Genomic DNA, 25312 nt, shown 5'->3' with positions numbered 1-25312 from the left:
TTATGCCGCATTTTCCCCTCCTACTGTCGAGACAATTGTGACCTTTTTATTTTCAGGAATTTCCTGATAGGAGAGCACATTAATCTGATGCTCTCCATACCTAACAAATTTAGCCATAAGCGGTCGCACTGGTGCCGCTACCAAAAGAACGGATGGGCGCCCCATCATTTCTTGCTGTGTCGCAGCCTCTGACAGAGACGATTGCAGTCTCTCAGCCATACCCGGCTCCAACACTAATCCATTATCCTGCCCCTGCTGAACAGAGTTTAATAAAAGCTGTTCTAATTGCGGGGCCAAGGTAATTACCGGAAGCTCAGCCTCAGATCCGTTGATGTTCTGCACTATTAAACGGGATAAAGAAACCCTCACCGCCGCAGTCAAAGCCAATGGATCCTGAGTCCTATTAACCGCATCAGCTAATGACTCAGCAATCGTACGGAAATCTTTCAACGGCACCTGCTCCATCAACAGATTCTGCAGTACTTTAAGGAGGATGCTGAACGACAATTTAGCCGGCACTAATTCATCCACTAGTTTAGGAGAGCTCTTAGTGAGCATATCCAATAATTGCTGCACCTCTTCATGCCCCAACAACTCATGGGCATGTGATTGCAATAGCTGATTCATATGCGTCGCCACTACTGTAGAAGCGTCCACAACGGTATAGCCAAGAGATTGCGCATGCTCTTTCTGAGATTGCTCAATCCAAATAGCATCCAAACCAAACGCTGGATCTTTTACCTCTACACCCTGCAACTTACCAAACACTTGGCCTGGATTAATAGCCAGTTCGCGATCCGGATATACTTCCGACTCACCTACAACCACCCCCATTAAAGTAATGCGATAAGCGCCAGGCAAGAGATCTAGATTGTCTCGAATATGTACTGACGGCACCAGAAAACCTAAATCCTGCGACAGTTTTTTCCTCACCCCTTTGATACGGCTCAACAACTGGCCACCCTGCATCTTGTCAACCATTGGAATCAAGCGATATCCCACCTCTAGACCGACCATATCAACAGGCATCACATCATCCCAATCTAGCTCTCGCTTCTCTGACTCATCCTCTTCAGGCATTTCAGCCTCTTGTTGAGCTTGCTCTTCTTGTGCAGCATCTTTTTCAGCCTGCTTCTTATAGATCAACCAAGCACCGCCACCAGCAATGACAGCTAAAGACAAGAAGGCAAAATGCGGCATCCCGGGGATAATACCCATGACTGTAAGAATACCCGCAGCCACTGCCAAGGCCTTTGGCGATGCAAACATCTGCGATACAACCTGACCACCCATATCATGGGAAACGTTCTGACGCGTCACCATAATCGCCGCAGCGGTTGAAAGCAGCAATGATGGAACTTGAGCAACCAAACCATCACCAATGGTTAATAGGGAATAGAAACGCATGGCAGTTTCAAAATCTAGATCATGCTGCAACATTCCAATACCGAGACCACCCAGTAGGTTGATCACAAGAATCAAAATACCTGCAACCGCATCACCACGAACGAATTTTGAAGCACCATCCATAGATCCATAGAAGTCAGCTTCTTGTGTTACATCCTCTCGCCTTGCCTTTGCCTCTTCCTGCCCAATCAAGCCTGCATTTAAGTCGGCATCGATTGCCATTTGCTTACCTGGCATAGCGTCCAAGGTAAAGCGAGCACTTACTTCAGATATACGACCTGCACCTTTTGTCACTACCACGAAGTTGATAATTATGAGAATAAGGAACACCACAAAACCAACAACATAATTACCGCCGATAACGACTTCACCAAAAGCCTCAATAACCTTACCAGCAGCATCCCCACCCTCATGACCATAAAGTAAAACCACACGTGTCGATGCCACATTAAGAGCAAGGCGCATTAAGGTCGCTACAAGAATAATGGTAGGAAAAATTGCAAAATCTAAAGGACGGTTTGAGTAGACACAAACCAAAAGAACAACAATTGATAGCGCAATATTAAAGGTAAAAAGCACATCCAATAGAAAAGGAGGCACAGGCAACGTTACCATTGCCAAAATAACAAGCAGCAGTAAAGGTACGCCGATATTACCGCGCCCTAAACTTTTAACATTATCAAATACAGCCGCTTTATCCACTCAGACCCCAAAACGTCAAAAAAACATCAAGTAAAAACAAAACACTCTATCCATCTAACAAACAGACATAGATTAAGCGATATAATCTGATGTTTTTTTGACGAATAGTTATGCCGCCTCTAAACAATGCAAATTTCACGCCAATTAAAGGTCATCTTTGAATTCTTCAGGAATAGGTAATTGATCAACTTGTAAGCCACTTGGCCGCTCAGCTTCTCGCTCTTTATAACGCTTAAGCTGAAAGACATAAGCCAGTACCTGAGCCACAGCCATATACAAGCCAGATGGGATCTCATCATCGATTTCGGTAGAGTTATAAATAGCTCGCGCTAAAGGCGGGGCAGAAAGAATAGGAATATCATGCTCTTCAGCGATTTCTCGGATTTTCAATGCCACAAAATCCGCACCTTTAGCAACAAGAATAGGCGCACCGCGCCCTTCACTCTCGTACTTCAGAGCTACAGAATAGTGAGTAGGGTTGGTAATAACCACATCAGCTTCTGGCACTGATTGCATCATTTGCCTTTGAGCAATTTCACGCTGAAGTTGCCTAATACGCCCTTTGACCTCAGGCTTACCTTCAGTGTTTTTCAGCTCATCCTTAACCTCTTGCAAGGTCATCTTCATTTTTTCGGTGTAGTCATAGAGCTGATAAGGCACATCCACAACCGCTACAAGAATTAGAACCGCACTGAGTGCCATAAACACCCATATAATGATATCTAACGCTGCATCGATTGCAGGCCTGGGCTCAAATGTAGCAAGAGCTAATAGATCTCCTCGAATTGTCCACAAGATGAGTATCGCAAAACCACCAACCAGCGAAAACTTCGCAATTGCCTTGAAAAGTTCGATAAGGGATTTTAACGAAAACATTCTTTTAAGGCCCGCAAGAGGATCGATTCGGCTACCTTTTGGGACAATAGATTGGCCACTGAAATTCCAGCCACCCAAAGCGATAGGCCCTACTAATGCAGCAATCAACAAGACCCCAAAAACCCCAGCCAACCCCATTAATGACTCTTTAGCAGAAGCCCCAAAGTGCGCCAACATTTTGTTAGTATCAAATACAGCAGCGCGATCGAGAATAAAATTACTCTCCATGACGCCTAACATGCTATTTGCTAACTGAGCCCCAAAAATAATCACAGAAAAAACAGCCGCCATAAGTACTAGCGTTGTTGCCAGTTCTTTCGACCGCGGAACATCCCCCTTTTCCCGAGCCTCCTTTATTCGCTTGGGTGTGGGGTCTTCTGTTTTTTCCTGACCAGAATCTTCAGCCATAATCGCGCATCACAGAAACAAATTCTCGATATAATCCAAAACAAAGGCAGAGATCCGCATATATTGATCTAAGAAACCACCTAAGTTCACCCAGTTAATAAATAGGCCCAGCACCATGGTAAACGGAAAACCAACCGCCAGAATATTTAATTGTGGGGCTGCACGCGACATGATGCCAAACGCCATGTTTACAACCAGCAGAGCCGTTACAGCAGGCAACGCCATCAGCATAGCAGCTGAAAACATCCAACTCCCGGCCATCAAAATACGCCAATAGCTATTTCGATCTACCGCTTCCAAGCTTATAGGCACAACATCAAAACTTCTTACGACAATCTCAATCATCACTAAATGGCCATTGAGTGCCACAAAGATCATCATAATCAATGTTAGATAAAACTGACCCAACATAACTACCGATATACCGTTTACAGGGTCCGTCATTGACGCAAAACCAAGACCCATCTGCATCGCGATCATCTGACCACCTAATACAAAGATCTGATAAAACACCTGAAATAAAAAACCCAACATTGCACCAACCAGTATCTGCTGAGCAATAATTAGATAAGTATTAAGATGCAGGCCATCAAAGTCAGGCATAGCAGGTAGCAATGGAGCCACAACCACTGTCACAGCTAGAGCTAAAAACATACGCACACGAGCATTGACAAGCTGACTGCCTAACAAAGGCACAGCCATGAAAAATGAAGCAATACGAAAGAAGGGCCATAGAAAGGCCGCCACCCACTGCTCAATCTGCAGAACACTCAGTTCAAACAAGGGCTCAACCTATAAGGTATGGGATATTTTTCACTAGATTAGTGAAATGCTCAGTCAACTTGGTCAGAAGCCAAGGTCCCGCCCACATAATTACAAGAATTGTGATAATAAGTCGAGGCAAGAAGCTCAACGTCTGTTCGTTAATCTGTGTAGCAGCCTGAAAGGTCGACACAGCCAAACCCACAATTAAGCTCGGTACAATAATGACAGTAACAATTACTACGATTAGCCAAAAGGCCTCACCAAAGAGACTAAGTACGACTTCGGGTGTCATATTTCCTCCTTAGCTATATTCCAAAACTGGCAGCTAATGTTCCAATCACCAGCGCCCAACCATCCACTAATACAAATAGCATAATTTTAAACGGTAACGAAATAATTACCGGTGACAGCATCATCATACCCATAGCCATCAATACACTGGCAACAACCAAATCGAGAACCAAAAATGGAATAAACAGCATAAAACCAATTTGAAAGGCTGTTTTTAATTCACTCGTTACGAATGCAGGGACCAATACAGTAAAAGGAATCTGTTCGGCTGTTTCTACGGCCGGCGTGCCTGAAATTCTCATAAAGAGCTCAAGATCACTTTCACGAGTTTGAAGCATCATAAAATCACGAAACGGACCACTTGCCGTTTGAAGCGCCTCTAATACGCCTAACTCTTCATTAACGTAAGGCTGCACAGCTTGTACATATACCTTATCTAGCACCGGAGTCATAATAAACAGCGTCAAGAACATCGCCATACCCACCATGATTTGATTCGATGGCGTCTGCTGCAGCCCCAAAGCCTGTCGAAGAATCGCAAAGACAATAATAATTCGAGCAAAAGAGGTCATCATCATGAGCATTGCTGGCAGGAATGTCAGCATAGTCATGAGTGCAAGCACCTGTAGCGTCACACTATAGTTGCTTTCACCATTCTCTCCGGTTGTTAGCGTTACAGCCGGAATCCCCACATCAGCAGCGCTTGCTAGATGCGGAAAAATAAAAGTAAGAAAAATAATTGAAACTAATTTAATCAGCTTCATCGACACTCCGTCGCTTTGATATCGCCTCGCCTAGACGCGCAGCAAAGCTCTCATTCGGCTGATCATCCACAATAGGTTCTTCAAAAGAGTGAAGATGAGAAACTCGACCAGGCGCTACGCCCAGTAATAGCTGCTTATCCCCAACCTGGACTAACACCGCTTTTTCACGCGTACTCAAAGGCAACACACTTAAAACTTTCATATGGCGAGCCATTGGCGTAACACCACTGAACCGCTTAAAACACCAGGAAAGGAGAAAAATGAGACCAATGACAAACAGCAAGCCAAGTAACAACTGTGTTAGAGCAGCCGTAGAAAACGGCTCTTGGTAAGTTGTAGCAGGCACAACTGAAGGCTTTGCACCCGAAGCAGCTTCAACACCCAACGCAAAAGCTGTAGGCGAAAGACTAACAAACAGGCATAACAACCAAGAACGCATAAATTACTTAAGGCGCTTGATTCGTTCTTGAGGGCTGATCACGTCGGTCAGTCGAATACCGTATCGATCATTCACAACAACCACTTCACCATGTGCGATTAGCGTTCCGTTGACCATAACATCCAAGGGTTCACCAGCTACACGATCAAGCTCAATTACAGAACCCTGATTTAGCTGCAATAGGTTGCTAATAGGGATATCAGTTTGACCTACTTCCATAGAGAGAGTAACAGGGATATCTAAGATAACGTCCAGCTTAGGATCTGTGACAGGTGTACCTTCATCAGTCAATTCATCCAACTCAACTGAATCACCTGTTACACCTGTTTCTGCAAGCAAAGCATCAGGATCGACAACTTCGCCGCCCTCTTCACTGACCTGCTCTTCCATCGCCGCTGCCCATTCATCAGCTAACGCTTGCTGGTCTTCGTTTTCATTACTCATCGCTTTTGCTCTCTATAGTACTATCGCTTGCACAATTATTTAGGGCGTTGAATTTGATCAACAATCTTAACGGCCAAATTCCCTCGAGAAACACCCATAGTGCAATTATAAACAGGGACTTTGTTAGCTTTTAGCTCAAATGTTTCAGGTAGCTCAATAGGTATAACATCACCCACTTCCAATTCCAAAACATCCCGCAAAGTCATATTTTGCTGGGCTAACGTCATCTCTAATGGCAAACCTGCCATTAAAATATCTCGCTGCAGAGCGATCTGCCAACGCTCATCTTTTTCATCTTCGCTATTTTGAAAACCAGATACGAGTACATCTCGAATTGGTTCCAACATTGAATAGGGCATCGCAACATGAAATTCACCCGAACCACCTTCTAAGTCGACTTGGAACGAGCTTACCACTACAACTTCGGTTGGGTTAATCACGTTGGCCATCGCAGGATTCATCTCATGACCCAAGTGTTCAAAAGCAAGCTCTTTAACCGGAGCCCATGCTTCTTCCAAATCCAAAAAGAATTGCTCTAACGCTTTATGGATAAGACGTGTTTCAGTCGGTGTAAACTCTCGACCTTCGATCTTGGCATGACGTCCATCGCCACCAAAGAAGTTATCCACCAGTTTAAAAACCAGCTTAGCATCCATAATAAACAGAGCAGTACCACGTAGCGGGTTGACTCTGATTAAGTTCATACTGGTAGGAACATACAAAGTGTGAATATAGTCGCCGTACTTCATCACCTGAACACCACCAACTGTCACATCAGCTGCGCGCCTTAACAGGTTAAACAGACTTATTCTGGTATAACGAGCAAAACGCTCATTGACCATTTCAAGCGTAGGCATACGGCCACGAACAATTCGTTCGTGACTGGCAAGATCGTAACCTCGGACTTCACCTTCTTCTACTTCCGCCTCGTCAGAGGTTTCAACATCCCCATCATCGACACCATGCAAAAGGGCATCAATTTCATCTTGCGAAAGTAAGTCTTTGACCGACATTTAGGAACAATCTCCTATCAGCCCAAACAGCATTACTGCATAACCATATTAGTAAACAAGATAGTTTCTACGCCCGGCTTACCAATTTTTTCCTGCATGATTTCACGCACTAAATCGGTTGAGCTCTCTAATAAAGCTTCTTTACCTTCAACTGTTTGCAAGACACGAAACTCTTGGGTGCTATATAAATTATTTAGACGCGAAACAATCAAAGGCATATGCAAGGTTAAAGCATCAGCAACAGCTTGATCACGGCTCTTGGCCTCAACATACAATTGCATATAGTGAGGCCTGTTGTCATTTGACTGCAGAGTCACAACAAACATCGGCTTACCACCCATAGTTCTTACCTTGGTATAGATCGCCTCAGCTCGGACTGGTTCAGCAGAAGCAGCCTCTTCAGCTGGCTCCTCATCTCCGCCTAAGAAAAACAAAGCAGCCGCAGCACCACCACCACCTACAACTACAAGCGCCAGAACCGCTATAATAATCAACTTGAGTTTAGATGATTTCTTCTCACCGCTTTCAGCGCCTGTTTCCTGCTCTTCAGCCATGTCTTATTCTCCAACACAAAACGCGATACTCTACAGTATGAACCACATATCGCAAAAACAGTATTGCGCCTAATATAACACACTGATTTTAAGGCTGAAGATCAAGAGCACACAAAAATACTATTTAGACTAAAGAGCTTTGTAAAAGCATCGCGTTCAGCAGCAAAAAACTCATCAACTTGTCAATTATGCGTAGTAATCCACCAAAGAAACTGACTTAGCATTTTCTGGCTGAATACCGTCTTCTCCTTCCATACCAGCACCTCCCAAATACTGACCAGAATCATTCCCTTCTGCTAATTGCTCTCGCCTTTGCTGCTCAGCAGATTGATCAGAAACCGAAGAGTCCTGAAGCGCTAAACCTTGCTCTGCAAACATCTCTCGTAATCTAGGCAAACTTTGTTCAACCGCATCCCTGACATGGGCATGAGGCGAAGTAAAGTTAAGACTCACCTGATCCTGATTTATATTAACGCGGATATTAAGAGAACCCAGCTCTGGCGGATCCAATTTAATCTCAGCCACTCGCGTATTTTGGGCAGCAATCATAATTGCTCGCTCGCCCAATGCATTATTCCAAGCAGGAGTATTTACCTTAACATTTTGAGGCATCATAAGATTTTGCCCCTCGGTCACAACCTTCTGGGCCGCTGTAGGCGAAGCGGAATTCACCTGCCCTATGGTATTTGAAGCTAAACGCTCCACTACCTGTGTAGCAGTCATGTCACCTTTTTCACTCGCCGCCACTTTTTGCAATAGCTGCTGAGTCATATCCAAAGCAGATTCAATTTTCCGAATACTACTGTTATCAAGCTGAGGCTTCAGAACTAAATCTGATTTCATTCCCTGCGCAGGAACAGACGATTCTGTCAGAGCACGATTTGAAACCTTAGCCGCGTCTATTTCATTTTTCCTAGCATTAGAATCAACAGGCTTAGTTTCAGCAGCAACATCAGCAGACACTGCATTTTCAGCCCTTACTGGTGCAGCTTTTGGATCTACCTGAGCGTTAACTAATACTTCACCACCCTTCGACGACTGATTACTGACGCCTACCTGCTTTACCTTCGCTTCATCCGTCACAGTATTAGCTACTGCCTGAGGTTGGGGGGCAGCTTGCTGACTTTGTGACTGTGCGTCAATTAAAAGCTCTTCGGAAGTGGCATCTACGCCGATATTACCTTTACCAACTCCATCCTGAGCTGAATTCTGAGCTGAGTTCTGAGCTGAGTTCTGAGCTGAATTCTGAGCTGAATTCTGAGCTGAATTCTGAGCTGAATTCTGAGCTGTTTCATTTAATACAGCTGATGACACTGAACCCTGAGGGTTAGGCCGCGCAGACTCAACATTCGCAGCCGCTACAGATGGTTGTGCTAGGGAATCAACTGAACCTGTAGAAGAAATTTGAGCTGCATTAACATCTGCACGATCAGCTTTAGATTCTTCCTGGGTTGTGGTTAGCTTAGCACTTGGATCTGAATCCAACGCAGCAACATTAGATGAAGGACTCGCCACAACCGGATCATTTTTGCGAGCTACCGTCACATCCTGATCAATTGAAGCCGAAACAGTTTCATCCGAACTGGTATCTGAGGGTATAGCATTCAACTCCCGCTCCCCATCACCCTGGGTAGGCAATATCGGCTGCTGCTCGGTGTATTCGCGCAACGCTTTTGCCAGCTCAGCGCTAAGCTCTGGCGGCAGTTGAGATTCTTTAGTTGATTGCTGCTCTAATAACTGTGCTATTTGACGGAGCTGATCCTGCATACGATCTTCAGGCAAGAAATGTTCTAAATTCTGCGGCAAAGCCTTCCCATCATGCGGCAACATTCCGCCGCCATTAAATTCAGCAACAGGTATTCCAGAATCAGTCTGCTGATTAAGAACTGCCCCGAAACCACCCAATGAAGGAACCCTTCCAGGCGCAGAAGACATCGAACTTTGAGGGGATATAGATAAATTAAGAGATAATAACCCGCCTCCAGCAGACGGGGATACTTGCTCACTCATTTCAGGCTCCTATTAGTATTGCCTGAACTAAACAAAGCAAGATAAAGGCCAACTTATATAAATGGAGTCTTTATAGCTTGAGAGCGCTCATCTAGCTGTTTTTGCAAAGCCTTCTCTTCTTCAAGCAACTCATTCTCAACAGCCTTATCTGCGAGTTTCTGTAACCCTTTGACTCGGGCATAAGCCGCCTTCCAATGCTGCTCGACGACATCAAGTTCCCTTCGGTTTTGCTCCATCGCTTTGATTTGAGCTGCCTTAGCATCTTGAATTTTTTGCAAAAAAGCTTGCTGTGTATGTAACTGAGCACCTGTACAGCCCTGTGCATGCGCGCCCAAATAACTCTGCTGGTAATCAGAAACATACTGTTCAAGCTGAGCCATCGTTTTCTGATCATTATCTACACGCTGGCGACTTGCAGCCAAAAATTGATCTGCTTGCTGCTTCTTTTTTTCAGCCAAATCAAGAACCAGCTTCAAGCGCTTAGAACGTTTGCTCATTTCTGCAGTCCGTTAGTGACAGCAGGCCGGCGTAACTGCTGTTTCTCCGGTTCTGCATTAGGTGTTGGTGGTGTAGTAAGAACCATAATCATCTGTTGCATTGACTGCAACAGCGGAAATGCCTCGTTAATACCCTGCCTTAAGAAGGCATTCATTGAAGGCAAATTTTCCATAACGAAATCAGTATCAGGATCACTCCCCTTCACATAGGCACCAACATTAATAAGGTCCTCATTTTGCCTATACTTTGAGTATAGTTGCTTAAAGCGCATTGCCATTTGCAGGTGATCAGGCTCAACTATTTGAGGCATAGCTCGACTGATAGAAGCCTCAATATCAATCGCAGGATAATGTCCTTGTTCGGCTAAGCGACGAGACAAAACAACATGCCCATCCAAAATAGCCCTTGCAGAATCAGCTACTGGATCCTGCTGATCATCACCTTCCGTCAACACTGTGTAAAAAGCAGTTATAGAGCCACTGCCTGCCTCACCATTACCGGCACGCTCAACCAATTTTGGAATTTTAGCAAAAACAGAAGGAGGATAACCTTTAGTTGCTGGCGGCTCACCTACCGCCAACGCGATCTCACGCTGCGCCTGGGCATAACGAGTAAGTGAATCCATCAACAAAAGAACATTCTTCCCTTGATCACGGAAGTATTCAGCAATTCGAGTAGACAGTTGCGATGCACGCAGCCTCATTAGAGGAGAATCATCTGCTGGCGAGGCAACAACTACAGACCTTTTTAAGCCCTCATCACCTAAACTGTGCTCAATAAATTCTTTAACTTCACGGCCTCGCTCACCGATCAGCCCAACAACAATTATTTCGGCTTCAGTAAAGCGGGTCATCATGCCAAGAAGCACAGATTTACCTACACCACTACCAGCAAACAATCCCATTCTTTGCCCACGGCCAACAGTAAGCAAACCGTTAATGGTACGTATTCCAACATCAAGCGTCTGCTTAATAGGGTCTCTGAGTAAGGGGTTAATAATCTCGCCAGCCAAACCTGTTTCGGCTTCTGGTTGAAGAGGACCTTTACCATCTATAGGTTGACCAACTCCATTCAAGACCCTACCCAGCAAATTCATACCAACAGGCACTTTACCTGAAGCACTGACAGCAATTACCTTAGTGCCTGACTGCAGACCCTCAATGGGATATAAAGGCATTAAATAAATACGATCACCAGAAAAACCAACCACTTCAGCTTCGATCTGCTGATCTTGTGAAATCTCTATATAACAACACTCACCGACAGCACACTTTATACCAACGGCCTCAATCGTTAACCCGATCATCCGAGTAATACGACCTTCAATTCGAGGCTGAGGTTTATCTAGATGATCTTTTTGATATTGAGATAAGCGTCTCAGTAGCTCACTCATGAGATTGTGCCGAATCAGTTTCAACGCTTGAAAGGAACTGCTTAACTACCGAACTAAAATGCTGGTCTAAATTATATTCCACTAAGGTACTTGCAGCTTGAAGCTCATAACTACCTTGGGAGATATTCTCATCAACTATATATTCGAGAACTACACCAGACACTAAAAGCATTTTTTCTAAATAAGGTAAGTCATCTTTATGCACTTTTACTGTTACTGTACCTAAAGGTTCTGGCACGCTTCGCAAGGAATTCTGAATAGAAGCTAAAAGCAACTCTTTCCGATTAGACAACTCCACACCGATTGTCGCTTCGGCCAAAGATACAACCATCCTAATAAGTTCTTGCTCTACAGCCGCCGTTTGTTGTTTCAGGGGTAACTGAAATTCCGTCATCATATTACTAAACAGAGCCTGTAGACGTTGAACTTCTGCCTCCCCTTGCTTAAACCCCTCTTGATAGCCTTGTTCCCGCCCTGCTGCTTCGCCTTGAGTGCGCCCTTCTTCTTGCCCTTTAAGGCGTCCCTCTTCAATACCAGCAGCCAGACCTTCTATTCGCGCTGTTTCACGAATCTCTTCCAGTTCAGCAAGGGTAATTTTTTCTGCGGCCATAACTTCTTCTACGACCGTTACTTCAACAGGATCTTTTTGCTGTAAACCAACAACATGCTGGCCCGCGACCTGGGGAAGCTCCCAACCAATGAGTTCTGCTACCTCATCAGCTTTTATGCGTTTAAAACCTTTATTTTCAGTCATACACATTAAGCCTACAGCATCTCTTCGCCACCGCCACCAAGGATGATTTCACCCTCATCAGCAAGACGACGCGCCACAGACAGAATCTCTTTCTGTGCTTCTTCAACCTCAGAAACACGCACAGGGCCTTTCGCCTCAAGATCATCGCGTAACAATTCAGATGCTCGTTTGGACATATTACGAAACACTTTCTCTTGCAGAGAAACATCTGCCCCTTTCAAAGCAACAACCAAAACATCCGTAGAAACTTCACGCAATATGGCTTGAATCCCCTGATCCTCAACATCTTGCAGATTTTCAAAGACAAACATCAGGTCAGAGATAGTCATAGCAAGATTTTCATCACTTTCTTTTATACCTTCCATCAATTCAGCCTCAATGCTTGAATCGATAAAGTTCATAATATCAGCAGCGCTTTTAATGCCACCTAAAGTCGCAGAGCTTGCACCGCTTGCGCCAGCAAATTGACGTTCAAGGATATCATTCAATTCCTGAAGAGCTTGCGGTTGAATACGATCTAAAGCTGCAACGCGCATTAGGATATCTAGACGCTGCTTATCATCAAAGAAAGCCAACACACCAGCAGCAGCATCAGACTCAAGATAAGCACAAACAACTGCCTGAATCTGTGGATGTTCATAACGGATAATTTCAGCAATTTGACGAGGCTCCATCCAGCGCAATGTATCAAGACCGGATGTATTAGTGCTCATCAAAATACGATCAAGGAGGGTTTTTGCTTTTTCTTCACCCAATGCTTGATTAAGCATTGAACGAATATAGATATCATTGTTAATGCCAATACCGGTTTGGTCACTCACCAAACCCATAAAGTCCCCAACTACAGATTCCACCTTTGTTTGGGGAATATTGTTCAGTTTAGCCATTGCTTCCCCAATCATCTGAACCTCTTTTGGGCCCATATGTTTCAGGATTTCAGCAGCATCAGCCTCGCCTAAGCTAATCAGAAGAATTGCAGCTTTATCAATCTCACTGAATTCACCCTGATTTGCCTCATCACTCATCGTCACCTACCCATTGCTTCACAGCCTGCGCAACACGCGCAGGATCTTCCGCAACCATACTACGAATCGCGTTCAACTGATAATCAAAGCTTTCATTTGGCGTTGGCAAAAGGCCATCATCACTGCCAAAAGTAACCGAATCAGAAGAAAATTCACCACCATCAAGGCCTTCTAACTCAGCAGACACTTCACCCGCAGCGCCAAGGCCTGCAACATTACCAGCAGTACCTGCTGAAGCAAGATTTTTAAGGATAGGGCGCAAGATACCGAAAACAAGAACAAGCACGAATACTGCAGCCATCACTTGTTTAACGATATCCCAAATCCATTCCTGCTCCCAAATAGGCAAATCTTCAGTAACAATCGGCTGCTCAGGCACAAACGGAGTATTAACAACATTTACACTATCGCCACGTAGCGCAGAGTAACCAACGGCATCTTGAACCAAAATACGCAGACGCTCCAACTCATTTTGTTGCCAAGGTGTACGCTTAGCATCGCCGGAGGCGGGATCGACACTCGATAGATCATCAACCACAACCGCAACAGTTAAACGACGCACACGCCCTTGCTGATGTTTGGTATAACTAATTGTACGGTCTAATTCAAAGTTACGCGTAGCCTGCTTACGAGAAGAACCTTGCCCACCATTTTTAGCTAATACACCTTCACCAGAAGCCTCTTCAGGCACACTACTTGGACCTGGAGGCTGATTCGATAGAGCCCCAGGAACACCAACAGGTGCAACACCACCAACCCGTGACTCGTCCATTGTTTGTTCACTACGAAGAGCAGGGAGATCAGGGTTATATAATTCATCGGTTTGTTCTACAGCAGTAAAATCAACATCGGCTGACACTTCAGCACGAAAACGCCCCATACCCACTACAGGCTGTAGAATACTGTTAACGCGATTAAGCATAGTTTCTTCTAGGTTACGCGTATATTCCAATTGCTTAGCCGCCAATACCACATTAACGTCTTTATCACGCATGTTTAACAAACGGCCACGTTGATCAACCACTGTCACATCTTTGACGCTTAAAGCGGGTATGCTAGAAGCCACTAAATTAGCAATCGAAACAACTTGATCCCTTTCTAACTGACGACCAGAGAACAGCTCAAGAAAAACAGATGCAGTTGGCTTACGAGTATCGCGAATAAACACAGTATCTTTAGGAATTGCCAGATGCACACGCGCATTACGCACAGCCGTCATATTAGAGATCGTTCTAGCCAGCTCACCTTCAAGACCACGACGATATTTTGTCGTTTCCATAAATTGACTGGTACCAAGGCTTTGCTCTCGATCCAAAATTTCAAAGCCCACAGTTTTATCAGCAGTAAAACCTTCCGAGGCTAGCTTAAGCCTAGCCTGATGAACGTATTCATCTGGCACTAAAATAGCTCGACCATCGGCATCAAACTTATAAGGAACATTATAGAGACGTAACTGCTCTACAATCTGGTTAGCATCAGAGAAATTGAGATTACTAAATAGAACACGCTGATCGGGTTTTTGCGACCACAAAACAACAGCAAAACCAATAGCGACACTTGCCGCTAGACCAACCATCAAACCAATCTGCCTAACAATGCTCAGCTTATTAAAGCCAAGCATTGGGCTTCCGCTTAATGTTTCTGCGCTATTTGCCACTGCCACTTATCCTGTTAATTCTATTTATTGTTAAATTGGCATTTTCATTACGTCTTCATAGGCTGAAACTAATCGATTTCGAACCTGTGTCATCGCTTGAAACGAGACTGAAGCTTTTTCTGCAGCAATCATAACTTGTGGGAGATCGATAGTAGGATCCCCCTTTTCATATGCTACTGCCATTTTTTTGGCATCCGCTTGAGTCTCACTCACAGCATCTACCGCATTTTTTAAAATATCACCGAACCCGGTACGATCAGAGGGTTTAATAGCGCCTGGCTCTGATACCATTCCCGACATCATTTCTGGAGATGCACTCTGCACTTGAGTCTTAATCGTCCTCATCTGCATTAGCACACTATTTATGTCAGCTCTATCTACCATAACCACACCCAACGGCAATTTATTGACATTATAACCAGTCAATTTACTTCATCAAGGCATAAACTAAGAACAATGCGACATTTTTTTGTCTATATATACCTAGCTTTACTTTTATATGTAGATCAAAGCAAAAAACGGGCCAATGGCCCGTTATTCTTTTGACGTTTAATTAATAATGCGCTTCTGGTGGATCACCGTATTTTAGCCTCACATACATCAGCGCTACGGTCAAAGCATCACCAATAGCCGTATGCCTCTCAAGCATCGGGATATCTAACTTTTTGGAAATCGTATCGAAACGCAGATCGACATTACCGCCTACAGATTTCCATTTAATAATATCGTGATAGACATGGGACAACTCAATCGCCTTATTCGGCAAACCAAAACCAAATTGGGGTCGAAGGAATTTATCCAACATCCTAATATCGTAGTTAACATAGTAACCAAGAATTGGTCGATTACCGACAAACTCTAAAACCTGCTCAAGGGCATCTTCTATATCAATACCTTCAGCCAAATCACTTTCACGAATTTTGTGAATTTTAATTGATTCGCCCGTCAGGGATTTTGGTGGTTTAAGCTTAATATCTAAACGCTCACTCGTTAGAACCTTTTTACCTTTTATTTTAACCGCACCAATTGAAACAATCTCACCTTGCTTCACATCAAGACTAGTCGTTTCACAATCCAAAGAAACAACCTCATCACCATCATAAGCATCGAACAGGTGCGCATAAGGACCAGATTTATGGTCATACTTCTCTTTTATTCTTCTTACCGCTCTGGGTATGATCATTAAAACTTACCCTCCAAGGTGATACCTAAGCTCAAGATGCTTTTTAAAACCTTTAACAATATGTAACGCATCTCGTAAGAGCTCTCTTTCAAGCTTATCTAATGACTGTAAATCAATAATATTTGGGGTTTGGTCGTGCCCCGTATCACTGCTTTCCATACGCTTAACTTGCTGCCTTAATCGAAGACTAATAAATAAACTCAAAGCCTCCGCTATCTCTCTACCATGTTTTTCTTTAAGCTGACCAAGTTCAGTCAAAGCCTCTATACGCTCAAAGGTATTTGTCACTTTGATGCGATGCTCTAGAGCTATTGTTCTAATCCCGTGCACAATTGGGAAAATTCCGCCCTTTTTAATATCCAACTGACCTTTATCTTTTAAGTTACCAAAGAAAGTCAAAGGCGTATCAAACTCAAGGGAAGCTTTAGCGAAATGTGAGAAGAAGACATCATTATTACGTAGATGTCTCATAAACCAGTTTCGGCTAGCTTTAAAGATAGCTGGGTTACCTGCCACAGGCTTAGCATCAACAGCAATAGCGAGATTCATCTGCGAATCGCCATCACATCGATCAGCCCAATCACCTAACATCTGAGTCCAACCGCCCAGAGATTTAACCCAATCAGGATTAGATACCATGATGTTACCTGGGCAAGGAGGAAAGCCAAATTCGATCAAAGTCTGACTGAAACGATTCAGCGTTTCAGTCATCTCAGGCCAAACCAAACCATCCCTATGAATAATGGCGTTGTCCTGGTCTGTTTTCATGATCTGCTCACCACGCCCTTCTGAACCCATCACTAACAAACAGACATGTGGCTGCATATCACTTGGGATCATAATGTTGAACAGTTTGGCAATAATACGACCGTTCATCGCGGCCAAAAGATCCATCACAAATCGAGTTTTTACACCTTGCGACACAAGCGCCTTAATCAAATCATCTAAGCCTTTTTCAGCTTCTTTTAGATCTTCAACCGTTTGTGCACGTTCAATTCGCAAACCAATCACATGAGAATGACTGGAGAAATAACTTAATACATCTGTCAGTTCAACAATGCCTGACATTTCTCCATCCTTCATCACAACAACACGCTCAATATGCTGTTGAGTCATTATGATCAAAGCGTTAAACAGGTAATCATCTGGCCTAACGGTGATTAAGCGATAGCTAGCTATTTCTGCCAAATCAGTATCCATCGCTAATTCATTAACCACCACAGCATCTAACAGATCCGTGCCGGTAACCATACCGTAACGATTACCACGTTTTACCAGAATACAATCTGCCTTTTTCTCGCGCATAAGCAGAGTTGCTTCGCGAATAGATGTTCCTTCTAGGATAACCAGTGGCTCACGCACTAAACCGTCAGACACTTTAGCCAACATAAATTCGGCCATGTCCTGCTCTTTGCCGTGCTGTTGAACGATCTCAGTTTTAGCTGACAGGTTTTGCTGGAAATAATCAGCAAATAAGCCGTTTGTAGACATAAGATCCAATAGAATCTTAGTCGGTAAGATATGGCAGATAGTCTCTTCTTCGGCGATAAAATTGTGAATTGCTTTACCCCGAATAGCAGACCAACCGCCAAAGTAGTCCTCATTGGTATAATGAACGAAGACATGCTCAGGTGTGTCACTACCTTCTTCCTGAACTTCGCTCTCCCCTACCTTTCCTTTAAAAATAACAAAGACGCCTTCGGGCTCTTCACCCGCCGTCATGATGTACTCGCCTTTTTGGTAGTAACCAATATCTAGGCTTGAACGGAGTAAATCTTGCTCTTTCTCATCCAGCAAACTGAATGGCAAATTTGTCATTTTGAAAGAATCAGGCATTTCCAACATCCTCTTTGTAGGAAAAAGAAAAGGGCGCTCCAACCTTCGCTGGGCGCCCTTTTTAGATTTATCTAATCGATCTTAGTGATCGTGAGCAGCACCAGCACCACGTGGGATACGTAGATCTTCTACGATATCCTGGATTTCCTGTGGTGGTTCTTCAGTCATGTTGGATACTACGAAACCAACGATGATGTGAAGGATCGCACCTACAGTACCGAAGCCACCTGGAGAGATACCCATGATGTATTCAGATGGAGTACCGCCACCGAATGCGAAGTAGTACATGTAGCACATAGTAGTGATAAGACCTACTAGCATACCTGCAATCGCACCTTGAGAAGTGTGACGCTTCCAGAAGATACCCATGATGATAGCTGGGAATACGGACGCACATGCCAGACCGAAGGCTAGGGCTACAACCTGTGCCACGAAGCCTGGAGGGTTGATACCGAAGTAACCTGCGATACAGATTGCCACGATAGCAGCCAGACGAGCGTACATAAGCTCCTGCTTATCAGAGATATTTGGGTTGATGGTTTTCTTCATCAAGTCATGCGAGATCGCTGTAGAGATTACCAACAACAGACCTGCTGCAGTTGATAGTGCCGCAGCTACCGCACCAGCAGCTACCAGAGCGATTACCCAGTTTGGAAGCTGAGCGATATCTGGGTTAGCTAGTACCATGATGTCACGGTCTACGTATACTTCGTTTGCGAATGGCTGTTTAGCCGCATCGAACTCAGCACCTTCTTTAGCATTGCTAGTCAGACGCTGGCCGTATTCACCACGCTCTTCAGTGAACGCAGGCTTCTTAGAAGTGAACGCACCACCTGCAGCATACTGCACTTTGCCGTCGCCGTTACGGTCAGTCCAACCTAGAAGACCTGTGTTCTCCCAGTTTTTGAACCATGCAGGCATTTCAGTGTACGCAGTACCTGTACCGTCAGCACCGTTTAGTGTCTGGATAAGGTTTACACGACCGAAACCAGCTACACCAGGAACCGCAGTGTAAAGTAGCGCGATGAAGATTAGCGCCCAACCAGCAGATAGACGAGCATCTTTTACGCGAGGTACTGTGAAGAAACGTACGATTACGTGTGGAAGACCAGCAGTACCACACATCAGAGCAACTGTTAGGAAGAATAGATCGATTGTCGATTTCTTACCGTCAGTGTACTGATGGAAGCCAAGATCTACTGACAATTGGTCAAGAGTAGCCAATACAGACATACCACTATCCAGAGTCGCACCCAAACCAATTTGTGGTAGGAAGTGACCTGTTACCTGAGCAGATAGGAAGAATGCTGGTACTGTGAACGCAAGAATCAATACAACGTACTGAGCAACCTGAGTATAAGTAATACCTTTCATGCCACCTAGTACAGCGTAGAAGAATACGATCGCCATACCGATAACTACACCAGTGTTGATGTCAACGTGTAGGTAACGAGAGAATACGATACCAACACCACGCATCTGACCAGCTACGTATGTGAAAGAGATTACGATAGTACAAACTACTGCAATTGTACGTGCAGTAGAAGAGTAGTAACGGTCACCGATAAAGTCAGGTACTGTAAACTTACCGAACTTACGTAGGTAAGGTGCTAGCAATAGTGCTAGTAGTACGTAACCACCAGTCCAGCCCATAAGATAAGCAGAACCGTCACGGCCAACGAAGGAAACCAAGCCAGCCAGGGAGATAAACGATGCAGCAGACATCCAGTCAGCAGCAGTCGCCATACCGTTAGCAACCGGTGGTACACCACCGCCCGCAACGTAGAATTCTTTAGTCGATCCTGCACGCGCCCATATCGCAATACCGATATATAGCGCAAAGGAGCCGCCCACAAAGAGAAATGTTAAAACGTCGAGACTCATAGCAATGCCGTCCTAATAGAAATTATTATTGTTATTCGTGAACGTCATACTTCTCGTCAAGCTTGTTCATGCTGAACACGTATGTCCAGATCAAGATGACGAATACGAAGATTGACCCTTGCTGGCCGAACCAGAAACCTAGTGGGAAGCCGAAGAACGGAATCGCATTAAGCTGTTCGACAAACAAGATCGCGCAGCCGTAGGAAACTACGAACCAAATCGCGAGGTGAGTCATAATGATGCGCAAGTTTTCACGCCAGTAGGCTTGCGCCTGCTCATTACTGATTGACATAACACCATCCTTATTTTTGTTATTTAAAAATTGGTGAAAATTTAAGACTGTAAGAGACTAACAAACAGCGCAGCCAAACAAAGCTAAACTTTAGTCGACTCAACTTTCCTCTAAGCTATTGAAAAATCGCTTCAAAGCGCCGTATTACGGCATTTCCTCGATATTGAGTAGTAAAAGACCACAAAAAACTCTAGACAAAGGTATTAACACTGCTGACCCTAATTTAGAAAAGCCACAACTACTCCATTCAGACAATTGTTGGGTTCCTGTCAAAATTAAGTAAACTAGCAACACATCTGTTTTTACTATTCATTAAGGAATGCACGATGCTTTCTGGCTGGTCGATAATTCTTATCTCTTTCACCTACCTTGGCCTTCTATTCGCCATTGCACACTATGGTGACAAAAGTGCGCAAAAGAATGATCGCATTATCAGCCGACCAATTATCTATTCCCTATCTCTTGCCGTTTACTGCTCCTCATGGACTTTTTACGGTGCTGTAGGACGGGCAACCACCAGCGGCTGGGAGTTTTTAGCGACCTACCTAGGACCTGTCATCGTCTTTGTATTTGGCTGGCGCCTTATTGAGAAGATGATTCTGATCAGTAAGCAGCAGAACATCACTACAATTTCAGACTTTATCTCTTCCAGATACGGCAAGAGCCAAGCCCTAGCAGTATTAGTCACCATCATCGCGGTTACTGGCACTATGCCCTATATCGCCATGCAGCTTAAAGCGGTGGCAATCAGTTATAACGCACTTACACCTGGGACAGAAGAAGTTATCAGTAAGGGGAGTGATACCGCCCTTTTCGTTGCGATTGTCATGGCGATCTTCGCCATACTATTTGGTACTCGGCAGATTGATGCAACAGAGCACCACGAAGGCTTGGTATTAGCAGTTGCTTTTGAATCTATCGTCAAACTTACAGCATTCATTGCTGTCGGCATTTTTGTCATGCTAGAGGTATTTGATGGTTTCGAAGACCTCGCCTACAACATAGCCACTCAGCTCAATAACAATTCCAATTACTCATCATTTCTAGACGACAGTTTTTTGACAGAGATATTACTCGCCTGCGCAGCAGTAATCTGTTTGCCACGTCAGTTCCACGTAACGATTGTTGAAAACACTAATACAGGCCATTTAAAGCTAGCTCGCTGGTTGTTTCCGATCTATCTCATCCTTCTAGCTATCTTTGTACTACCTATCTCGACTGCAGGCATGCTGTATTTCGAGAATACCAGCGTCGACGCAGACACTTACGTTTTGATGTTGCCATTAGCTGCAGACTATAAAGAGCTCGCCACCTTTGCTTTCATTGGTGGGCTGTCAGCTTCTACTAGCATGGTTATTGTTGCCAGTATCACTTTATCCACAATGGTCTGTAACGACATCGTGATGCCACTTCTTTTCCGCATCTCTTGGCTACGCCTATCCGACACTAACGATGTCGGTGCTCTGCTACTCAAAGTCCGTCGAATTACCATCATGTGCTTAATGATTCTGGCGTACTTCTACTATCGAATTTTAGGTGAGCAATCCCCTCTCGCCTCATTCGGTCTACTTGCTTTTGTTGCGGCCGCACAATTCCTTCCAGCGATCATTGGCGGTATATATTGGAAGGAAGGATCTCGGCACGGGGTGCTTGCTGGCTTAACAGGCGGCTTCCTTCTATGGCTATACACATTAGTACTACCATCATTCAGTGAAGCAGGCTTACTCGGCCCTGAATATTTAAACAATAGTATTTTTGGAATTGAGTGGTTAAAGCCAACTAAGCTATTCGGAATAGAAGGCTTAGAACCGCTTACACACGGTGTTTTCTGGTCTCTATTCTTTAATACCTCGCTGTATTTCTTAGTTTCCAAATATACGAGCTTACGCCTTGTTGACCGTATTCAAGCTAGTGCCTTTGTTGATGTTTACAACAAGGATTTAACTGAAGCTACACGTCAATATGGGCAGGTAACCGTTGGCGATCTTCAAATGCTAACAGAGCGCTTCCTTGGCATTAGCAGAACTCAACATTCCTTTACTGGCTTCGCACTGCAACATGGAGAAGAACCACCTTTATCAGGCGATAAAGCGACCCCAGAATTAGTACAATTTACCGAACGCCTTTTAGCCGGTGTCATCGGCGCATCCTCTGCACGCATCGTCTTAGCGTCTACTTTACGCGGCAAAGACATGCATATCGGCGATGTCGTAACCATTGTTGACGAAGCCTCACAGGCACTGCGTTTTAACCGCTCACTCCTGCAATCAACCATTGAGAATATCAGCCTCGGCATAAGCGTTGTTGACCAACAGATGCGACTTGTTGCTTGGAACCGCGTTTACGTAGAGATGTTCGATTACCCTGAGGGCCTCATCTGCGTTGGCCGCCCGATTGAAGAAGTTTTCCGTTATAACGCCATGAAAGGTGAATACGGTCCGGGCAACAATGATGAACAAGTAACCAAACGCTTAAAAGTCCTCAAATCAGGTAAGCGACATAGCTACGAACGTTTCCGCCCGGACGGCACCGTTCTAGAAGTGCGTGGTAACCCAATGCCAAATGGTGGCTACGTAAACACCTACATGGATATCACAGATCATAAGCATGTCGAAGAGGCACTAAGGGAAAGTGAGCAAAACATTAGGATCTACACCGATAATGTACCGGTACTAATTGCCTACCTTGATCCAGAGAGACGCTACCTGTTCATCAACAAAGCCTATGCCGACACCTTTGGCCTTGATCGCAATACCATCTCAGGTCAACCTTGCTACAAGACAATGAGCGAAGATGAGTATGAGCTTAGAAGCCCTTATATAACCGCTGCTCTCGCAGGCAAACGTCAGCGCTTTGAAACCACGCTTCCGAGTGACAGCGGCCAGCCTCGCTATGCCGAGGTTAAATACATCCCGCACATTGGCGAATATGGCGATGTACTGGGTTACTTCACTCTCTACCAAGACATTACTGAGCGTCGTAAAGCTGAGTTAGCGCTGAAAGAGACCAATGAGACGCTAGAACAACGGGTACGTGAACGTACTCACGCACTCTCTGTTGTTAACAAAGAGCTACGAAAAGAAAATACGATTCGCTCTTTAATGGAAGACGAGCTCCGTCAAGCCAAGTCCGATGCTGATGACGCGAACTTAGGTAAGACCAGATTCCTAGCTTCTGCCAGCCACGACTTATTACAGCCACTTAATGCTGCGCGCTTATTCACATCAGCCTTAGCTCAGCAAAGCCATAGCGAAGAGACCAGCCAGCTGGTAGAAAACCTTAACGGCTCTCTAACTGCCGCTGAGGAGCTTATCACCGCGATCCTAGATATATCCAAACTAGATGCTGGTGCACTTGCGCCATCCATTACTGACTTTTCTCTGGATGATATGCTTAGTGCATTAAATACTGAATTTACCGCAGTCGCCGATAAAAAGTCGCTTAAGTTCCGAACTGTACAATGCAACAAGGTTGTACGCTCGGACCAACAGCTCCTAAGACGAATCATCCAAAACTTCCTATCGAACGCTATGCGCTATACACAAGAGGGCAAGATTCTGCTTGGATGCCGTCGCCGTAAAAACATGCTTAGAATCGAAGTCTGGGATACAGGCGTAGGTATAGCTGAAGACAAAATCAAAGAGGTCTTTGAAGAGTTCAGACGCATCGATAACCCTAAGCACTCTCAGGTACAAGGCCTAGGTCTCGGGCTTGCGATTACAGAACGAATTGCCCGCATGCTGGGCCACAAGCTCAATGTGCGCTCTTGGCCAACCAAAGGCACTGTATTCAGCGTAGAGATCCCTCTTGGCGATAGCACAAAAGCAGTCAAACCAAAGCCCGAAAAACGCGGCTGGATTCGAAGCAAGGGCTTGAATGGCATTCGAGCGATAGTGATCGACAACGAGCCTAAAATCCTAGAAGGCATGTCTGCACTGCTTAACGGCTGGGGCTGCGATGTTAAAGTCGCCCTTTCCTCTAAAGAAGCAACCGATCTGATTCAATCAGAAGGATTCCAGCCAGAGATCATTCTAGCTGATTACCACCTTTCTGAAACGTTAACAGGCATTATGGCACTAAATGACCTTGCTCCACTGCTGGAAAAACCAGTGCCAAGTATCGTTATTACGGCTGACCGCACTGAAGAAGTGAAGAACGAAATCCAAGATCATGGATCACAACTATTAACTAAGCCTATTCGCCCTGCTGCTTTACGAGCGATGATTAATAAAACCATTGCCACAGCACGAGCCAGCGAAGCTGAAAACGAATAACCCTGAACCAATAACCACCAATAAAAAAGGCGCCATAGGCGCCTTTTTTTGAAATCTTATATTTTTAGCTATTACTCAAGATCAGTCTTAGGCGGCTCGACACCAAGGCGCTGAGCAGCAATTACCGCTTGTGTACGACTATGAACACCCAACTTACGCAAAATAGCAGTCACGTGCGCTTTGATCGTCGCTTCAGAAACATTTAGCTCATAAGCGATCTGCTTGTTTAACAATCCTTCAGTCAGCATCGTCAATACACGGAACTGCTGAGGTGTTAATGCAGACAATGCCGCAGCGAATTTTTGGTCATCTTCACTTACATCACCCAAGTTGTCAGCGACTTCCTGAGGTAACCATTCTTCACCTTCAAGCACAGCAACAATAGCTTCACCAATTGTTTCAAGAGGCGCAGATTTCGGGATAAAGCCAGAAGCACCGTAATCAATTGCACGCTTCATTACATGCGGTTGCTCACTGCCAGATACAACCACAACTGGGATCCCCGGGTTTTGACCACGCAAGAACACTAGACCAGAAAAGCCATTAGTGCCTGGCATATGAATATCTAATAACACCAAATCTGCATCAGAATGCTGATCCACGGCTTCCTGCACTGCAGCCAACGAATCCGCTTCGATTGTTTCTACACCAGGCATCGCCTGAGTAACAGCCTGTTTCAAAGCTGCACGGAACAACGGATGATCATCTGCAATAATAATTTTTTGTGCTAACTGCATGCGTTCACTTCCCCCTTAAGAACCCTGTGACGAACGCCAACCGTTCATGAACGGTTAATCTAGTGAAGAGAATACCACTATAAAACAAAAAACTCCCGCAAGTCTC

The 25312-nt window shown here is 44.7% G+C and carries 22 protein-coding genes; 1 reads left to right on the top strand and 21 read right to left on the bottom strand.

Annotated elements, in window-relative coordinates:
* The 20 genes from flhA to ACMXYO_RS02640 form a co-directional block, all read right to left on the bottom strand.
* Complete coding sequence (gene flhA, locus ACMXYO_RS02735) at window positions 1-2109, bottom strand: flagellar biosynthesis protein FlhA (protein WP_415886926.1); 2109 nt, start codon at window positions 2107-2109, stop codon at window positions 1-3.
* A gap of 144 nt (window positions 2110-2253) precedes the next feature.
* Complete coding sequence (gene flhB, locus ACMXYO_RS02730; RefSeq protein WP_415886925.1) at window positions 2254-3393, bottom strand: flagellar biosynthesis protein FlhB; 1140 nt, start codon at window positions 3391-3393, stop codon at window positions 2254-2256.
* A 9-nt stretch (window positions 3394-3402) separates the two neighbouring features.
* Window positions 3403-4176 carry a flagellar biosynthetic protein FliR gene (fliR, locus tag ACMXYO_RS02725; RefSeq protein WP_415886924.1) on the bottom strand — a complete coding sequence of 258 codons (774 nt, stop codon included), beginning with the start codon at window positions 4174-4176 and terminating at the stop codon, window positions 3403-3405.
* A 4-nt stretch (window positions 4177-4180) separates the two neighbouring features.
* Entirely contained in the window at window positions 4181-4450 is a 270-nt protein-coding gene (gene fliQ, locus ACMXYO_RS02720) for a flagellar biosynthesis protein FliQ (protein WP_415886923.1), read from the bottom strand.
* Between the two features lie 13 nt (window positions 4451-4463).
* Complete coding sequence (fliP, locus tag ACMXYO_RS02715; RefSeq protein ID WP_415886922.1) at window positions 4464-5213, bottom strand: flagellar type III secretion system pore protein FliP; 750 nt, start codon at window positions 5211-5213, stop codon at window positions 4464-4466.
* Window positions 5200-5652, bottom strand: a complete 453-nt coding sequence (gene fliO, locus ACMXYO_RS02710; protein ID WP_415886921.1) for a flagellar biosynthetic protein FliO — start codon at window positions 5650-5652, stop codon at window positions 5200-5202. Before fliO ends, fliP begins: the two co-directional genes overlap by 14 nt.
* A gap of 3 nt (window positions 5653-5655) precedes the next feature.
* A complete protein-coding gene (gene fliN, locus ACMXYO_RS02705; protein ID WP_415886920.1) occupies window positions 5656-6096 on the bottom strand; it encodes a flagellar motor switch protein FliN in 441 nt (146 codons plus the stop codon).
* A 35-nt stretch (window positions 6097-6131) separates the two neighbouring features.
* Window positions 6132-7109, bottom strand: coding sequence for a flagellar motor switch protein FliM (gene fliM, locus ACMXYO_RS02700; RefSeq protein ID WP_415886918.1), 978 nt, complete (start codon window positions 7107-7109; stop codon window positions 6132-6134).
* 32 nt (window positions 7110-7141) lie between these two features.
* Window positions 7142-7663, bottom strand: a complete 522-nt coding sequence (locus tag ACMXYO_RS02695; protein ID WP_415886917.1) for a flagellar basal body-associated FliL family protein — start codon at window positions 7661-7663, stop codon at window positions 7142-7144.
* A gap of 186 nt (window positions 7664-7849) precedes the next feature.
* Entirely contained in the window at window positions 7850-9673 is a 1824-nt protein-coding gene (locus ACMXYO_RS02690; protein WP_415886916.1) for a flagellar hook-length control protein FliK, read from the bottom strand.
* 53 nt (window positions 9674-9726) lie between these two features.
* Window positions 9727-10170, bottom strand: coding sequence for a flagellar export protein FliJ (fliJ, locus tag ACMXYO_RS02685; protein ID WP_415886915.1), 444 nt, complete (start codon window positions 10168-10170; stop codon window positions 9727-9729).
* Window positions 10167-11564, bottom strand: coding sequence for a flagellar protein export ATPase FliI (fliI, locus tag ACMXYO_RS02680; protein WP_415886913.1), 1398 nt, complete (start codon window positions 11562-11564; stop codon window positions 10167-10169). The genes fliJ and fliI overlap by 4 nt, the downstream gene beginning before the upstream one ends.
* Window positions 11557-12318, bottom strand: a complete 762-nt coding sequence (locus ACMXYO_RS02675; protein WP_415886912.1) for a FliH/SctL family protein — start codon at window positions 12316-12318, stop codon at window positions 11557-11559. Before ACMXYO_RS02675 ends, fliI begins: the two co-directional genes overlap by 8 nt.
* An 11-nt stretch (window positions 12319-12329) precedes the next feature.
* Entirely contained in the window at window positions 12330-13343 is a 1014-nt protein-coding gene (fliG, locus tag ACMXYO_RS02670; protein ID WP_415886911.1) for a flagellar motor switch protein FliG, read from the bottom strand.
* A complete protein-coding gene (gene fliF, locus ACMXYO_RS02665; protein ID WP_415888064.1) occupies window positions 13336-14964 on the bottom strand; it encodes a flagellar basal-body MS-ring/collar protein FliF in 1629 nt (542 codons plus the stop codon). Before fliF ends, fliG begins: the two co-directional genes overlap by 8 nt.
* 66 nt (window positions 14965-15030) lie before the next feature.
* Window positions 15031-15384 carry a flagellar hook-basal body complex protein FliE gene (gene fliE, locus ACMXYO_RS02660; RefSeq protein ID WP_415886910.1) on the bottom strand — a complete coding sequence of 118 codons (354 nt, stop codon included), beginning with the start codon at window positions 15382-15384 and terminating at the stop codon, window positions 15031-15033.
* A 169-nt stretch (window positions 15385-15553) separates the two neighbouring features.
* The gene (locus ACMXYO_RS02655) at window positions 15554-16183 is read right to left on the bottom strand and encodes a 3'-5' exonuclease (RefSeq protein WP_415886909.1); all 630 of its coding nucleotides are present in this window, start codon (window positions 16181-16183) and stop codon (window positions 15554-15556) included.
* A 6-nt stretch (window positions 16184-16189) separates the two neighbouring features.
* Entirely contained in the window at window positions 16190-18019 is a 1830-nt protein-coding gene (locus ACMXYO_RS02650; RefSeq protein ID WP_415886907.1) for a putative nucleotidyltransferase substrate binding domain-containing protein, read from the bottom strand.
* 81 nt (window positions 18020-18100) lie between these two features.
* The gene (locus tag ACMXYO_RS02645; RefSeq protein ID WP_415886906.1) at window positions 18101-19903 is read right to left on the bottom strand and encodes a sodium:solute symporter family protein; all 1803 of its coding nucleotides are present in this window, start codon (window positions 19901-19903) and stop codon (window positions 18101-18103) included.
* A gap of 31 nt (window positions 19904-19934) precedes the next feature.
* Window positions 19935-20195: a DUF4212 domain-containing protein gene (locus ACMXYO_RS02640; RefSeq protein ID WP_415883411.1), complete on the bottom strand. Its 261-nt coding sequence runs from the start codon at window positions 20193-20195 to the stop codon at window positions 19935-19937.
* 326 nt (window positions 20196-20521) lie between these two features.
* Here ACMXYO_RS02640 and ACMXYO_RS02635 point away from each other — a divergent pair, with 326 nt between their 5' ends.
* Window positions 20522-24469 (top strand): NahK/ErcS family hybrid sensor histidine kinase/response regulator, encoded by a 3948-nt coding sequence (locus ACMXYO_RS02635; RefSeq protein ID WP_415886904.1) that lies wholly within the window; start codon window positions 20522-20524, stop codon window positions 24467-24469.
* A gap of 71 nt (window positions 24470-24540) precedes the next feature.
* On the opposite strand, the gene ACMXYO_RS02630 is transcribed toward ACMXYO_RS02635, so the two are convergent.
* A complete protein-coding gene (locus ACMXYO_RS02630) occupies window positions 24541-25206 on the bottom strand; it encodes a response regulator transcription factor (protein WP_415883409.1) in 666 nt (221 codons plus the stop codon).
* Window positions 25207-25312: the final 106 nt, after the last annotated feature.

Origin of the sequence: Neptuniibacter sp. QD37_6 (genome assembly GCF_047778085.1) — a bacterium.
Classification (GTDB): domain Bacteria; phylum Pseudomonadota; class Gammaproteobacteria; order Pseudomonadales; family Balneatricaceae; genus Neptuniibacter.
Note: the sequence above shows the minus strand (reverse complement) of the source record. Positions and strands in the feature narration are given on the sequence as shown.